This window comes from Methylotuvimicrobium buryatense (assembly GCF_005931095.1).
Classification (GTDB): Bacteria; Pseudomonadota; Gammaproteobacteria; order Methylococcales; family Methylomonadaceae; genus Methylotuvimicrobium; species Methylotuvimicrobium buryatense.
On sequence record NZ_CP035467.1, the window covers coordinates 94,481 to 108,455 of the forward strand.

Genomic DNA, 13,975 nt, shown 5'->3' on the forward strand with positions numbered 1-13,975 from the left:
ATGACTCTGGCTAAACGCATCATTCCTTGCTTGGATGTCGATAACGGGCGCGTCGTTAAGGGTGTAAAATTCGTCGATATCCGCGATGCCGGCGATCCGGTCGAAATCGCCAGGCGTTATGACCGAGAAGGCGCGGACGAACTGACTTTTCTTGATATTACCGCGACGCATCATGATCGCGATACGATCGTGCATGTGGTCGAACAAGTGGCCGGCGAGGTTTTTATTCCGTTGACGGTCGGCGGCGGTATCAGAACCCTCGACGATATCCGACGCATGCTGAATGCCGGTGCCGATAAAGTCGGTATCAATAGTGCGGCGGTTAGCAATCCCGAATTTGTGCGCGAAGCGGCTTCACGATTCGGTTCGCAGTGTATCGTCGTTGCGATCGACGCCAAAAAAGTCAGCGAAGCGGGACAACCCGATCGTTGGGAAATATTTACTCATGGCGGCCGCAAGCCGACTGGTATCGATGCGGTCGAATGGGCAAAAAAAATGACCGATTACGGTGCCGGCGAAATCTTGTTGACCAGCATGGATCGGGACGGAACTCGCGAAGGTTTCGATTTGGCCCTGACTCGCGCGGTCAGCGAGGCCGTGGCCGTGCCGGTGATTGCTTCGGGTGGGGTCGGCAATTTGGACCACTTGGCTGACGGCATTCTCGAAGGCAAGGCCGATGCAGTCTTGGCAGCGAGTATTTTTCATTTTGCCGAGTATACCGTGCAACAAGCCAAGGAGCACATGGCGGCAAAAGGAATCGAGGTGCGTTTGTCATGAGTGAAATATGGCTGGATGAAATTCGCTGGACCAGTGACGGCTTAGTTCCGGTCATTGCACAGCAAGCCGATAGTGGCAAGGTGATGATGTTTGCCTGGATGAACCGCGAATCGCTGGCGTTGACGGTTAGCGAAGGTTATGCGGTGTATTGGTCGCGTTCCCGTAACCGATTATGGCGCAAAGGCGAGGAATCGGGTCATCGGCAAAAAGTGCTTGGGGTTTATCTGGATTGCGATGAAGATGTTATTTTGCTGAAAATTGAACAGCAGGGCGGAATCGCTTGTCATACCGGCCGTGAAAGCTGTTTTTATCGAACCTTGAAAGACGAACAATGGCAGGCGGCAGAACCGGTTTTGAAAGACCCTCAAACGATCTATAAAAAATGAATCAAGTATTGCAAGAGCTGGCTACAATTCTGGAGCAACGTAAAGAGGAGTCGGCCGACAAGTCTTACGTCGCAAGCCTGTATGCGAAAGGTTTGGATAGTATTTTAAAGAAGATAGGCGAAGAAGCGACCGAGACAGTCATGGCCGCGAAGGATGGAGATAAAGAAAAAATCGTTTACGAAACGGCCGATCTTTGGTTTCACAGCATGGTGATGTTGGCGCATCAAGGACTGGGGCCAAATGATGTGTTGCGCGAGCTGCAACGTCGTTTCGGACTGTCCGGACTCGAGGAAAAAGCGAGCCGGGAGAAATAGAGAAGGGTCAATAGTGAATAGTCAATGAATGGCGGAAAGCCATGTTTATTAGCGGATTCATTGTGTCCTTCGTTTAAGCTTATGCTGCTGAATAGCCCGATGTATAAACAAAAAAGCTAAAGTACGAACTCAATTTACGATTTTCCATTTACTATTCACCATCTATCATTCGCTATTCACTAATACAACCGGAGTTAAAAAATGGGCATGAGTGTCACGCAATTGTTGATTATTTTGGTGATCGTGATTGTTTTGTTCGGTACCAAGCGGTTGCGCAATATCGGTTCGGATTTGGGCGGGGCGATAAAAAGTTTTCGTTCGGCGGTAAAAGACGGCGAGGAAGATAAGCAACTTGCCGAGGACGACACCGAAAAGTCAAAAGAAAAAGCGCCGTCGGAACAGGACAAAGTTTAAATTATGTTCGATGTCGGTTTTTGGGAATTAATTCTGATCGGCTTGGTCAGCTTATTGGTCATCGGGCCGGAGAGGTTGCCGAAAGCCGCTCGGATTGCCGGGTTTTGGGTGGGTAAATTACGGAATACCGTTGCCTCGGTGAAAGCGGAAATCAAGCAGGAATTACAAGCCGAGGAAATTCGTCAAGTGCTGAAAGAGCAATCGGCGTTCGATGAGATACAAAAAACCTTGGATGAAACCAAGGAAGCGGCACACTCGATTCAATCCAGCATTGAATCGGCTTCGGAAGACCAAAGCAAATCCAAGTAAATCCTATGAGCCGCGATAACTTCGACGAAACGCAAGAACAGCCGTTTATTTCCCATCTAATTGAACTGAGAAATCGTCTGTTAAAGGTCGTTTTGTCGGTTTTACTCGTGTTTCTCGCTTTAGCTTCTTATGCTAACGAAATTTATAGTTTTCTGGCGGGGCCGTTACTTGCCCACTTGCCGGAAAACAGTACGATGATCGCGATCGATGTCGCATCGCCCTTTTTTACACCCTTCAAGTTAGCCTTGGTACTGTCGATTTTTATTGCGGTACCGATCATTCTGTATCAATTTTGGGCTTTTGTCGCTCCGGGGCTCTATAGAAACGAGCGTCGCATGATTTTGCCGCTCTTGATTGCAAGTACCTTTCTGTTCTATCTGGGCGTTGTGTTTGCTTATTTCGTTGTGTTTCCTTTGATCTTCGGTTTCCTGACCGCAGCCGCGCCCGCCGGGGTCGCGGTAATGACCGATATCGCCAAATATCTCGATTTTGTGCTGACCTTGTTTTTTGCCTTTGGCTTGGCGTTCGAGGTGCCGATTTTTACGATCGTATTGGTCTGGACCGGTCTGGTTACCCCGAAAGCCTTGGCTGAAAAACGCCCTTATGTGATTGTCGGCGCTTTTATCATCGGAATGTTTTTGACGCCTCCGGATGCAATATCTCAGACTTTGTTGGCTATTCCGATGTGGCTTTTGTTCGAACTCGGTTTGTTGTTTTCCCGATTATTTGTGCGTAAACCCGCCGAGACGTTATCGGGTCAATTGCAGAGTTTTAACGATAGCGACAAAGATTGATAATTTTCTATTGTTTCGTTCAGCTTTAGGCTGGCGCCAGCGCGCCTGTTTTGATCAATAAATCTCGAATTTTTTCAGCGAGCTTTCTGTAGCCGGCAGGATTCAGATGAACCGGATCCGATTTGAATTCGGTACTACCGAGTAATTCAGGCAGTGTATTCAGGTCTGCCGGAATGCCATGTTGTTCGGCTATGGTGCGATAAAATTCCGCACTATCCAACAAAAATAACGCGGGCTTAGGGACGCCCATCATAATCACGCCGATATTGCGTTGCTGTGCTTCTGCGATCATCGAGTTGAGATGGTCAATGGTTTCCTGGGTAGGAATTTTCCTTAGCATGTCGTTGCCGCCGTGAATCAATATCAACAAATCCGGGCGATATTCGTCGAGTAAGGCCGGCAAGCGATGTGCCCCCGATTGGCTGGTTTCTCCAGGGAGGCCTTCGTTGATGACTTCGCGGGCTATCAATTTGGATAATACGCGAGGATAGTCGGCACCGTCAGACGCGCCGGTGCCATAAGTCAAGCTATCGCCGAATGCGAGAATGACTGCATTTTTGGGCAGCTCGGGAAGAGTGGGTGGCGATTCGCTACAAGCGTTAATTAATAAGTAAAATCCGATGAGTAGTATGGTTTTATTCATAAGCGAGAAGGGGTGTTCGTGCGCAAAAATGTATTGATTACCGGTGGCGCCAAGCGTATTGGCGCGGCCTGCGCGAAGTTGTTGCATGAAAGCGGGTTTAATATCTTGTTGCATTATAGATCATCGGAGAGTAGTGCTCGGCAGTTGTGCGATTTGTTGAACGACATTCGACTCGACTCGGCACAGACAATTAAGGCGGATTTGGCGGTAAAGGCTGAATTGTTATTGTTGGCCGATTATGCGAAAACGGCCTGGGGCGGTATCGATGCCTTGGTCAATAATGCGTCTTCGTTTTATCCGACCGGAATCGGCCAAGTTTCCGAGCATGACTGGGATGAGTTGATCGGCAGTAATCTCAAAGCGCCGTTTTTTTTAACGCAAGCCTTAATCAAGGAGCTTTCGGCAAGGCGGGGTTGTGTCGTGAATATTACCGATATTCATGCGGAACGGGGACTCAAAGGTTATCCGGTATATAGTATAGCCAAGGCCGGCTTAGTGGCGATGACCCGCGTTATGGCCAAGGAGCTAGGCCCGGACATCAGGGTCAACGCAGTGTCGCCCGGTGCAATTTTATGGCCGGAGCAGGATATGTCGGAAGCGGTTAAACAAGAAATTGTCGAACGGATTGCGCTGAAACGCAGCGGCGCGCCCGAGGATATTGCTCGCGCAGTACGGTTTTTAATCAAGGACGCAGATTACATTACTGGCCAAGTCATTGCGGTCGATGGAGGGAGAACATTGTTTTGCTAACCCTTCAGCGAACGCATTTGGGGAATCGTCTTTAGTTGCCGTAGTTTCTTAGGGTTTTGAGGGTTTGGTAAGCGTATTTTGCATCCTTTCCTAAATAACGGTGCAGCAAAGCAAGCAGTCCGTAAATCAGCCAAACTTGTCTTGCGAAGGAAAGGGTATTGCGCCAAGTCGAATTAGGCGCCAGCTGTCGGTAGGATTCGATTGCTTCTAGGATCATGGTTCGATCATCGGCTAGGTATCGATGTAAGCTATGGAAATAAAGCAAGGCATCGCGCATCATGCATTGATCCGGAGTCAGTATGCTGCTCGGATCTTCTTCGAAATCTAAAAAACCGAAGGATTGACCATCGTAAGCCATGTCTCTGAAAGCGGGGCGGCCGTGCCAGAGCCCTTGACTGTGAAGCAAGGCCAATTGTTCGGAGGCCTTTTTGACGATTGTGCATTTTTGTTCCCTAGAAACTTTGGAGTCTCTAATCCAGCCCGTCAATGGGCGGCCGATATCATTAAGCATGAACCAGCCCTTGCCTTCGGCAACGATTTGAGGAACGCTAATGCCTAAAGCAGCAAGCTTTCTCAAGCGGCTAGCCTCGGCTTTCAATGCCTCGGGCCCTCCTGTTGCGACGGTGGACTTTAGCAAGGGGTTGCGGCTCAATATCGCGACAACGGTTCCTAGCCAATGCCAAATGCTACGGTGAGCAATCTGGCTCTGTTTAATCCAAAAAGCTTGTTGTTGATAAACAAGCTTGAAGGTTCTCGCGCCTACGTGTTCTTGCAGTTGTTGCTTCGCCAATCGATGTAAATCCGCGCTAAACGACTCGAAAGATTTATCGAGTCCGCGGTTTGTGGGGGAAGGGGACGAGGTCATCGTAAATTCATAGCGATTGATAGTTGAATCCGCGGGATATTAGGTAGGTATGAAAAAACTAATCGATTCGATTTTTTATCGAGTAAATTTGAATAGCAGATAGTAAAAAAGCATAGCCTAAATTTTAATAAAGAATAACGAAGTTATAAATAGATCCTTGATTAAGGGGGTGCTTTTATAGATTTGGCAACCCATAGGCCTTCTGAGCTACACAAACAGTTACATAGTCAGCTATACACCTGTTTGCGCTCCTTGGCTACTCACTTGACGCGGGACAGTTTAAGGTTAATTCGTTCTTGGTGAGTTTAAGGTTAATCCGTTCGTGGTGAGCCTGTCGAACCATGGGCGGATTAACCGTCCACCCTTCGACAGGGCTCTCCTGAGCTCAGCCGAAGGGCTCAGGGCGAACGGTTAATCCTTTTTGATTAGCAAGAGGCTTCAGCTTACCGAAGCCAAGTGTCCGAGCAGAGGCTAGTCGTAGTCGCAAAAACTAAAATATGCTGTTACCCAAGCTCCAGCTTGGGTAACCTGTTCGGGAAGCTCTAGCTTCCCGACAATCAAGAAAGATTGAACGAGCGAGCGAGTCGGGATTGATTGAGAATGTGCGGAGGTTGTGTCGGTCACAGGAAGCTGGAGCTTCCGGGGTGTCTTTCCCAAGCTGGAGCTCTCATCGTTATACATAAATTGTAGGGTACGCTGCGCGTACCAAAGCCGTGCCCTAGCGGTTCGGTTGGCACATGAAATTAACATCGCGGGGTTACCATGGTACGCATAGCGTACCCTACGCGGATCACCTAGCGTTAGGTGACACTGCCATTAAGTTAAGCCATCACAGAATTAAGTAATGCTTGTATCCAGGATCTACTTTGCCTCAAAAGCTTGCCATCCATGGCACTGGATTCCGCCAGTCCATGGCGGAATGACGGGCTTCCCTTAACTTAATGGCAGTGAGCGTTAGGTGAGGGAGATCCAAGGGTGTTAAATGGCAATAAAAAGTATCGAGGTCTCATTGGTTAAGATTGCAAAAGGGTAATTTTTGACATATGTATAACGATGAGAGCTGGAGCTTTGGAAAGAGCGTGATGCGGGTTGGCCGTTTTTAGCTTGACGCGCATGGCTTGCGAACCCCGTCCTGCTAAGGATATGCTGATCTTTGGGCTTTAGCTGAAGAAACTTGCTAATCAGGTAATCCTTAGTGCTTTTGTCCCGCCTTAAGTGGGAAGCCCGCTCCTTGAACTAAAACCAAAATCGTGCGTGTGCCGTTTAGGATTTGGTCGTAAATAACTTCCCTATTTTATGGAAGGTTCGGTTGCTCGATTGGCAGCAAGCACACGGGACGTATTTACCTAGCACCTAAATTTCATAGTCTATTAGCCTATGGTTAATTGTCTTGGATAATTTAGGTGCAGCGTCCTGCCAAGCGAGTTACCGAACCCTCAACAAAGCCCATAGTTCCAGGACGTTATTTATCACGAAATCCTTAATTTATTCCGTCTCCGTTTCTAAGAGGCCAATCAGGCAGAATGCGCGCTTGTTTGAGATTACTTTTATCTAGATTTTGCCATAATTCTTTATAAGATAATCGGCTAATCGGATGTTTGCTGGCCGGAGCAATTTCAGCGAGCGGTTCAAGGACGAAGGCGTATTGTTCGATTTCCTTTCGAGGTATTTGTAATCGGCCATCTTCGATAATTAGATCATCGTATAACAGTAAATCAAGATCTAGTGTTCGCGCGGAAAATTTTTTACTCTCGCGAATTCGGCCATGTTCCAATTCGATTTGTTTGAGTATCTTGGCTACGTTTTTGACATCGAGATCGGTATCGAACCCCACAACGAGGTTATAAAAATTATCGCCGCTGAAGCCGACCGCTTCCGATTCGTAAGTGCTGGAAATGATCAGTTCGCCGAAATGATTTTTGAGCGCACGTAGGCTTGAAGGAATATTGGTTTCCCGGTCGATGTTGCTGCCTATGCTGATATAGCATCGCGCCATGATTTATTTTTCACCTCGTTCGATGATAATGCCGACATCGCTGGCTCCGCGAATGGCGCCTTTTTTGTTTAATACGATTTTTACCCATGGTACATGAAATTCGCTTTGTATCAATCTAGCAATTTCTTCGATTAATTTTTCGACTAGAAAAAATTCGCTCGCTTCGACAAACGAAATAATGCGTTTGGAAACGGTCTTGTAGTCGAGGGCATGCTTGATATCGTCGGTCTCGGCTGCTTTGCTAATATCGAAGGCCATTTGTATATCAAGTACAATGGTCTGTTTTTGGGTTCTTTCCCAGTCATAGATACCAATGATCGTTTCGATTTCCAGACCACCTAAAAAAATGATGTCCATTGAATTTTCCGTTTATTATGTCGTTGAGTTATTATCGATATAAGAATGATATAAGGCAAATTTATAGCAATTGGCCTTAAATATCATCAAATTTATTGAATGTTGGGGGAAATATAGTTCTATGTTGATAGGTGAGATAATGCTTGAAAGCTTGTTTGTGGTGTTTGCGTATTTGGCTGGTTCGGTTTCTAGTGCGATTATTGTTTGTCGAATGATGGGGTTGCCTGATCCTCGTGAGCAGGGGTCCGGAAATCCCGGAGCGACGAATGTGATGAGAATCGGCGGCAAAAAAGCGGCCGGCATTACGTTGTTAGGCGATATGTTGAAGGGCTTATTGCCTGTGTATTTAGCAAAAATACTGGGCATGCCTGTCGATGCGTTGGCCTTGATCGGTTTGGCGGCGTTTCTTGGGCATTTGTATCCGGTTTTTTTTGGATTCAAAGGCGGTAAAGGGGTTGCGACATCGGTCGGTGTATTGTTGGGTTTTTCCTGGGCATTAGGCTTCGCGGTTATTGCAACTTGGCTGTTAATTTATAAAATTTCCAAGATTTCGTCTTTATCGGCATTGATTGCATCAAGCTTATCATCCGCGTATGCATGGTACATTGTCGAGAGTCCAGGTCTTGTCGGGTCTTGTGTGCTGATGACCGTATTATTATTGTGGCGTCATAAAAGTAACATACAGAGGCTATTGGCCGGCGAGGAGAGCTAAATTAAGCGGGGATAGTTCGATGGCTTATAATTTTAGTTAGCAGTTAGCAGTTAGCAGTTAGCAGTTAGCAGTTCGGGGGAGTTTTACGAGGATGTCGGCAGCGGCGGTCCTCGACAGATACGCCCCGCACCTTCAATAAAGTCGAACTATATTTAAGTAGTCAGTTAAACCGGCGGCAGTTCTTCAATCGGCCAGCGTGCGCGTGCAAATATAACGCTTCCCTGGTGTTGGTCGGCCATCAATCTCTGGCAACCGGCATAGGCAATCATTGCGCCATTATCTGTACAAAATTCAGGTCGTGGAAAATAAATTAGGGCTCGTTCTTTGTCGGCCATTTCCGTCAAAGATTGGCGTATGGTCGAATTAGCGCTGACGCCGCCGGCCACGACCAATGTGGTCAGCCGGGTTTGTTGTAGTGCGCGCTTGCATTTGATACTCAATGTTTCGGCAACGGCGGTCTGAAATGCGAAGGCGATGTCGGCTTTGTCTTGATCGGATTGCGCTGTGTCGTGCAATGCATTCATTGTGTAAGTTTTTAGGCCGCTGAAACTGAAGTCGAGCCCTGGTCGGTCGGTCATCGGCCTTGGGAATTTAAAGCGTGGCGAACCGCGTTTAGCCAGTTCGGATAGTTTGGGTCCTCCAGGATAACCCAGACCGAGCATTTTGGCGGTTTTGTCGAAGGCTTCGCCGGCAGCGTCGTCGAGCGATTCTCCTAATAAGCGATATCGGCCGATACCTTTAACTTCGACCAGCATCGTATGACCTCCCGAAATCAACAAGGCTAGAAACGGAAATGACGGCGGATCGTTTTCCAGCATTGGCGCGAGTAAGTGTCCCTCCATGTGGTGAACCGCGATCGCCGGTTTACGCCAAGCCCAAGCTAAGCTGTTTGCCGTAGCCGCGCCGACTAGCAAGGCGCCCATTAGTCCAGGCCCCGCTGTATAGGCAATACCGCCGATATCTCGGCTCGTTAGTCCGGCTTCGTTTATGCATTGTTTGATCAGCGGGACGAGTTTGCGAATATGGTCGCGCGAGGCCAGTTCGGGAACGACGCCGCCGTATTCGCTGTGCATGTCGATTTGACTGTAGAGCAAATGGTTGATGAGACCTTTTTCGGAATGATAAATGGCGACTCCGGTTTCATCGCAGGAAGTTTCTAAGCCTAAAACGTACATGGATTTTTGAAAAAATGCTAAGAGGGCGTATAATAACGAGTTCTTTTTTATATAGGGACTATCGTCCTTCAATTTTTAAATATTAACACAGTTGGATTATTAATAATGCCGTCAGTAAAAGTTAAAGAAAACGAACCATTCGATATTGCTATTCGCCGTTTTAAACGTGCTTGCGAGAAAGCCGGTGTCCTGTCCGAAGTCAGACGTCGTGAATTCTATGAAAAACCCACTGCCGAACGCAAAAGAAAAGGTGCTGCGGCGATCAAGCGTCATTTAAAAAAATTGGCTCGCGAACGTTATGCATTGAAAAATCTGCGCCGCGGTCGTCCGCAATTATAATTCGTCCGGAATCGAGATCGGTATGGAATTACTAAAAGACCGTATCAGGGAAGATATGAAGGCCGCCATGAAAGGCGGCGATAAAGCGAGGCTTGCCGTGATACGTTTAATCATGGCGGCCATCAAGCAGCGCGAGGTCGATGAGCGTATTGAACTCGATAACGATCAGATCATTGTTGTGCTTGATAAAATGGTCAAGCAGCGGCGAGAGTCGATCAGGCAGTACACCGGAGCAAACCGGATGGATTTGGCCGAGGTCGAAGAAGCCGAGATTTTGGTGATTCAGGATTATTTGCCGCAGGCATTAACCGAGCAGGAAATCGATCAAATGATTGCCGAAGCGGTTCAGCAATCCGGTGCCGAGTCGGTTAAGGATATGGGTAAGGTGATGGGGTTGTTGAGAGATAAAATGCAAGGTCGCGCCGATATGTCGATCGTTAGTGCAAAAATTAAAGCCGTTTTAGCAGGGTGATAGTCCAATTCGTGTTTTAAAGTTTGAGTTCCGGGTAATCTATGTCCGGTAGAATTCCTCGAGACTTTATTAATGATCTCCTACTGCGAGTTGACATCGTTGATTTAATCGACTCGCACGTTCCTTTAAAAAAAACGGGTAGCAACTTTGTAGCGCGCTGTCCGTTTCACTCAGAAAAAACGCCTAGTTTTTCGGTTAATCGTAAAAAACAGTTCTTTTATTGTTTTGGATGCGGAGCCAGCGGCAATGCCATCAGCTTCTTGATGGATTTTAGTCATTTGGATTTTGTCGAGGCGGTCGAAGATCTGGCTGCATTTGTCGGTGTTTCGGTGCCGCGCGAGTCATTTGTAGCGCCGGCAGGAAGCTCCCGGAGCGATGTCGGGCCTCTCTTCGACTTGATGGATCAAGTAGCCGGATTTTATGCCGAACAATTAGCGAGCGAAGACGGCAAGAAGGCGATCGATTATTTAAAGCGCCGTGGTGTCAGCGGTGCCATCGCTAAGACGTATCAATTGGGTTATGCGCCTGAAGGCTGGAATACGTTGGCTTCCCGTTTCAATTTTGTGGCGCTTACTAAAGCCGGTTTGCTTGTTAGCAAGGAGGGTGGGGGCGGATATGATCGCTTCCGCGGTAGAGTCATGTTTCCTATCCGCGATAAGCGTGGGCGCGTCGTAGGTTTCGGTGCGAGGGTATTGGATGATTCTTTGCCGAAATACTTGAATTCACCGGAAACGCCCATATTTTCTAAAGGTAATGAAGTTTACGGGCTTTATGAATTACTGCAAAGCCATTCAAGGCCGGAACGGATTCTGGTGGTCGAGGGCTATATGGATGTGGTGGCTTTGGCTCAGTTCGGTATCGGCTATGCCGTTGCGACCCTAGGTACGTCGACGTCCAAGGCGCATATGGAATTATTATTCCGGTTCAGTTCGGAATTAGTGTTTTGTTTCGATGGCGACAAAGCCGGAAAAGAGGCGGCTTGGCGTGCGATGGAGGCAACTTTTCCTTGTTTGAAAGATGGCCGGCATGTAAAAATCATGCTGCTGCCCGAAGGTCAGGATCCCGATTCGTTAATTAGGGCGGAAGGTGTTGCTGCATTCGAGCGTGGTATTGCTTCGGCAGCAACCCTATCCGAATATTTTTTCGGACGAGTTCAAGACGAATTGTCGCTTGAGTCGATGGAGGGTCGCGCTCAGTTGATTAACCGTTCGAAAAAGTATTTAGAGCAATTGCCGGTCGGCGTATTCAGGGAGATGATGTATCAAAGACTCCAGAATTTATCGGGTTTCAATAAACTGGACGTTTTAGAAAATACGGCTACACTCTCAAAGGTGCCCAAGGCTGCCGTCCATAGGGATAAAAAGCGCTTGTCTCCTGCAAGGGTGGCAATCTCATTGCTGTTGCAAAATCCCGAATTAATCGAGGTTGTCGAGCAAAAAGAGCTTGATTGGGAGAGTTTGAACTTTCCCGGCAAAGAATTGTTTAAGGAGGTTGTCGATCTGATTTCGAGCGAATATCCAAAAAATCTTTCCATGCTTTTAGAATTATTTCGCGGACGACACAGCGAGAAAGTTGTGAAGCAACTGGTTTTTTTGGATGTGATGGTTCCCGAGGAAGGGGTTCGTGCCGAATTTTCAGACGCTTTGGAACGATTGAATGCGCAAGCGAGAGAAGGTCGTATTGAGCAGTTATTAGAAAAAGAGTCGGCGGAAGGCTTAAGTCGAGAGGAGCGGGAAATATTAGGGAGGTTACTGGTAAGCCGATAAAAGGGAATTCGTATTAACATAAAAAAGAATATGTTGTATAATTTCCTGTTCAGCGTAATTGTGCTGATCGTATTCTGTGAGTGAGTGATGAATCAAGAACAACAGCAGTCCCAACTTAAACAATTGATAGCCAAAGGTAAGGTGCAAGGTTACTTGACGTATGCCGAGGTTAACGATCATTTGCCCAGCGATATTGCCGATCCGGAACAGATAGAAGATATCATCGGCATGATCAACGACATGGGTATTCAAGTTTATGAGGATGCCCCCGATGAAGACTCGCTGATTACCGACGGCGCTGCGGTTACCGGTGATGAGGATGATGATGACGAAGTGGCTGCTTTAGCTTCGGTTGATAGCGAGTTCGGTAGAACTACCGATCCGGTTCGCATGTACATGCGGGAAATGGGATCGGTTGAATTACTGAATCGGGAAGACGAACTAAAAATCGCCAAACGTATAGAAGAAGGACAACAACAGGTTGTCAGAGCGATTTCTCGATCCTGCAAAGTCGTTGATGAATTCATTAGCGCCTTCGATTCTATATCGGACGAAGAGGGTGGTGTTCGTTTGACAGACCTAGTTTCGGGATTCGTCGATCTCAGTGAGCCGGAGACAGTATTTAGTAGTCAAGCGGCTAATGACGACTCGGTCGACGAGCAAGCCGACGAAGATGAGGTCAAAGGACTTGACTATAATGAAGTTAAGGAAAAAGTCGAAGTGCTGCGTAAACTGCATAAATCGGCGGCGGCGGCAATTAAGAAACATGGTTATGGTGATCCTAAGGTCAATGAAAAGCTGGATGAACTTGCGGAAAGTTTTCTCGAGTTTAAATGGGCTCCGCAATATTTTAAAAGGTTGACAGCTACCGTTTCCGAGGCGGTCGCCCTTATCCGTGAAAAGGAAAAGTTAATAGCGGATCTGTGTGTCAATGAAGCCAAAATGAGTCGCAAAGAATTTATTATTGCAATGACCGGGCATGAGACCGATTACGAATGGTTGGTGCAATACCTGCGATCGACGGGTATTGGTAATCAGGTCATTTCTGAGAATGAGCAGGAAATCAAGAAGGCGCAATCGGTATTGGCCGATATTGCCAGCACTTATGGCTTATCCGTTAGCGACATCAAGGATATTAATCGTCGCATGTCGATTGGCGAAGCAAAAGTCAGGCGCGCTAAGAAAGAGATGATCGAGGCGAACTTAAGGCTGGTTATCTCGATCGCGAAAAAATATACCAATCGCGGCTTGCAATTCCTGGATTTGATTCAGGAAGGCAATATCGGTTTAATGAAGGCGGTCGATAAATTCGAGTACCGCCGCGGTTATAAGTTTTCGACTTATGCGACCTGGTGGATCAGACAGGCGATCACTCGTTCAATAGCCGATCAGGCCAGAACGATTAGAATTCCGGTGCATATGATCGAAACGATAAATAAATTAAATCGGATTTCAAGACAGATTCTGCAAGAATTGGGCCGCGAAGCGACTCCTGAAGAACTGGCCGAGCGCATGGAAATGCCTGAAGATAAAGTTCGTAAGGTATTGAAAATTGCGAAAGAACCGATTTCGATGGAAACACCGATTGGCGATGATGAAGATTCTCATTTGGGGGATTTCATAGAAGATGCTAAAGTATTATCCCCGATTGAATCGGCGACGATTGCAGGGCTTAGAGAATCAACTCAAAATGTGTTGGCCGGATTGACCGCTAGGGAAGCGAAAGTTTTAAGAATGCGTTTCGGAATTAATATGAATACCGATCATACTTTGGAAGAGGTCGGTAAGCAGTTTGATGTGACTCGTGAAAGGATACGGCAAATAGAAGCAAAAGCATTAAGAAAACTGAGGCATCCGTCGAGATCCGAACAATTGCGATGCTTTCTGGACGGCGAATAAAAAATTA

17 protein-coding genes are annotated in these 13,975 nt (G+C 47.2%); 12 read left to right on the plus strand and 5 right to left on the minus strand.

Features of this window, described 5'->3' with window-relative positions; translation table 11 throughout:
* From hisF to tatC, 6 genes are all read left to right on the plus strand, one after another.
* Entirely contained in the window at positions 1 to 777 is a 777-nt protein-coding gene (gene hisF / locus EQU24_RS00440) for an imidazole glycerol phosphate synthase subunit HisF (protein ID WP_017841399.1), read from the plus strand.
* A complete protein-coding gene (gene hisI, locus EQU24_RS00445) occupies positions 774 to 1,163 on the plus strand; it encodes a phosphoribosyl-AMP cyclohydrolase (RefSeq protein ID WP_017841398.1) in 390 nt (129 codons plus the stop codon). The genes hisF and hisI overlap by 4 nt, the downstream gene beginning before the upstream one ends.
* Positions 1,160 to 1,477, plus strand: a complete 318-nt coding sequence (locus tag EQU24_RS00450) for a phosphoribosyl-ATP diphosphatase (RefSeq protein WP_017841397.1) — start codon at positions 1,160 to 1,162, stop codon at positions 1,475 to 1,477. Before hisI ends, EQU24_RS00450 begins: the two co-directional genes overlap by 4 nt.
* Positions 1,478 to 1,678: 201 nt before the next feature.
* Positions 1,679 to 1,891 (plus strand): twin-arginine translocase TatA/TatE family subunit, encoded by a 213-nt coding sequence (tatA, locus tag EQU24_RS00455; protein WP_017841396.1) that lies wholly within the window; start codon positions 1,679 to 1,681, stop codon positions 1,889 to 1,891.
* A gap of 3 nt (positions 1,892 to 1,894) precedes the next feature.
* Entirely contained in the window at positions 1,895 to 2,200 is a 306-nt protein-coding gene (gene tatB, locus EQU24_RS00460; protein WP_017841395.1) for a Sec-independent protein translocase protein TatB, read from the plus strand.
* Positions 2,201 to 2,205: 5 nt separating this feature from the next.
* A complete protein-coding gene (gene tatC, locus EQU24_RS00465) occupies positions 2,206 to 2,994 on the plus strand; it encodes a twin-arginine translocase subunit TatC (protein WP_017841394.1) in 789 nt (262 codons plus the stop codon).
* Positions 2,995 to 3,019: 25 nt separating this feature from the next.
* On the opposite strand, the gene EQU24_RS00470 is transcribed toward tatC, so the two are convergent.
* On the minus strand, positions 3,020 to 3,637 hold the full coding sequence (locus tag EQU24_RS00470; protein WP_017841393.1) for a GDSL-type esterase/lipase family protein: 618 nt from the start codon (positions 3,635 to 3,637) through the stop codon (positions 3,020 to 3,022).
* 12 nt (positions 3,638 to 3,649) lie between these two features.
* On the opposite strand from EQU24_RS00470, the gene EQU24_RS00475 reads away from it, so the two are divergent.
* Positions 3,650 to 4,387 (plus strand): pteridine reductase, encoded by a 738-nt coding sequence (locus EQU24_RS00475; protein ID WP_017841392.1) that lies wholly within the window; start codon positions 3,650 to 3,652, stop codon positions 4,385 to 4,387.
* Between the two features lie 31 nt (positions 4,388 to 4,418).
* Here EQU24_RS00475 and EQU24_RS00480 read toward each other — a convergent pair whose 3' ends face one another.
* From EQU24_RS00480 to folB, 3 genes are all read right to left on the minus strand, one after another.
* The gene (locus EQU24_RS00480) at positions 4,419 to 5,252 is read right to left on the minus strand and encodes a BUD32 family EKC/KEOPS complex subunit (protein ID WP_017841391.1); all 834 of its coding nucleotides are present in this window, start codon (positions 5,250 to 5,252) and stop codon (positions 4,419 to 4,421) included.
* A 1,480-nt stretch (positions 5,253 to 6,732) separates the two neighbouring features.
* The gene (gene folK, locus EQU24_RS00485) at positions 6,733 to 7,248 is read right to left on the minus strand and encodes a 2-amino-4-hydroxy-6-hydroxymethyldihydropteridine diphosphokinase (protein ID WP_017841390.1); all 516 of its coding nucleotides are present in this window, start codon (positions 7,246 to 7,248) and stop codon (positions 6,733 to 6,735) included.
* A gap of 3 nt (positions 7,249 to 7,251) precedes the next feature.
* Positions 7,252 to 7,605 (minus strand): dihydroneopterin aldolase, encoded by a 354-nt coding sequence (gene folB / locus EQU24_RS00490; RefSeq protein WP_017841389.1) that lies wholly within the window; start codon positions 7,603 to 7,605, stop codon positions 7,252 to 7,254.
* 136 nt (positions 7,606 to 7,741) lie between these two features.
* Between folB and plsY the strand changes: the two genes are divergently transcribed.
* Positions 7,742 to 8,317, plus strand: a complete 576-nt coding sequence (plsY, locus tag EQU24_RS00495) for a glycerol-3-phosphate 1-O-acyltransferase PlsY (protein WP_201764901.1) — start codon at positions 7,742 to 7,744, stop codon at positions 8,315 to 8,317.
* Positions 8,318 to 8,481: 164 nt separating this feature from the next.
* Here the strand turns inward: plsY and tsaD are convergent, their stop codons facing one another.
* Positions 8,482 to 9,492 (minus strand): tRNA (adenosine(37)-N6)-threonylcarbamoyltransferase complex transferase subunit TsaD, encoded by a 1,011-nt coding sequence (tsaD, locus tag EQU24_RS00500; protein ID WP_017841387.1) that lies wholly within the window; start codon positions 9,490 to 9,492, stop codon positions 8,482 to 8,484.
* Positions 9,493 to 9,597: 105 nt separating this feature from the next.
* Between tsaD and rpsU the strand changes: the two genes are divergently transcribed.
* The 4 genes from rpsU to rpoD all read left to right on the plus strand — a co-directional run bounded on the left by rpsU (position 9,598) and on the right by rpoD (position 13,968).
* Positions 9,598 to 9,831 carry a 30S ribosomal protein S21 gene (gene rpsU, locus EQU24_RS00505; RefSeq protein WP_014146611.1) on the plus strand — a complete coding sequence of 78 codons (234 nt, stop codon included), beginning with the start codon at positions 9,598 to 9,600 and terminating at the stop codon, positions 9,829 to 9,831.
* Between the two features lie 22 nt (positions 9,832 to 9,853).
* Positions 9,854 to 10,303, plus strand: a complete 450-nt coding sequence (locus EQU24_RS00510; RefSeq protein ID WP_017841386.1) for a GatB/YqeY domain-containing protein — start codon at positions 9,854 to 9,856, stop codon at positions 10,301 to 10,303.
* Positions 10,304 to 10,344: 41 nt separating this feature from the next.
* On the plus strand, positions 10,345 to 12,069 hold the full coding sequence (gene dnaG / locus EQU24_RS00515) for a DNA primase (protein WP_017841385.1): 1,725 nt from the start codon (positions 10,345 to 10,347) through the stop codon (positions 12,067 to 12,069).
* 87 nt (positions 12,070 to 12,156) lie between these two features.
* The gene (rpoD, locus tag EQU24_RS00520) at positions 12,157 to 13,968 is read left to right on the plus strand and encodes an RNA polymerase sigma factor RpoD (RefSeq protein WP_017841384.1); all 1,812 of its coding nucleotides are present in this window, start codon (positions 12,157 to 12,159) and stop codon (positions 13,966 to 13,968) included.
* Positions 13,969 to 13,975 lie beyond the last annotated feature (7 nt).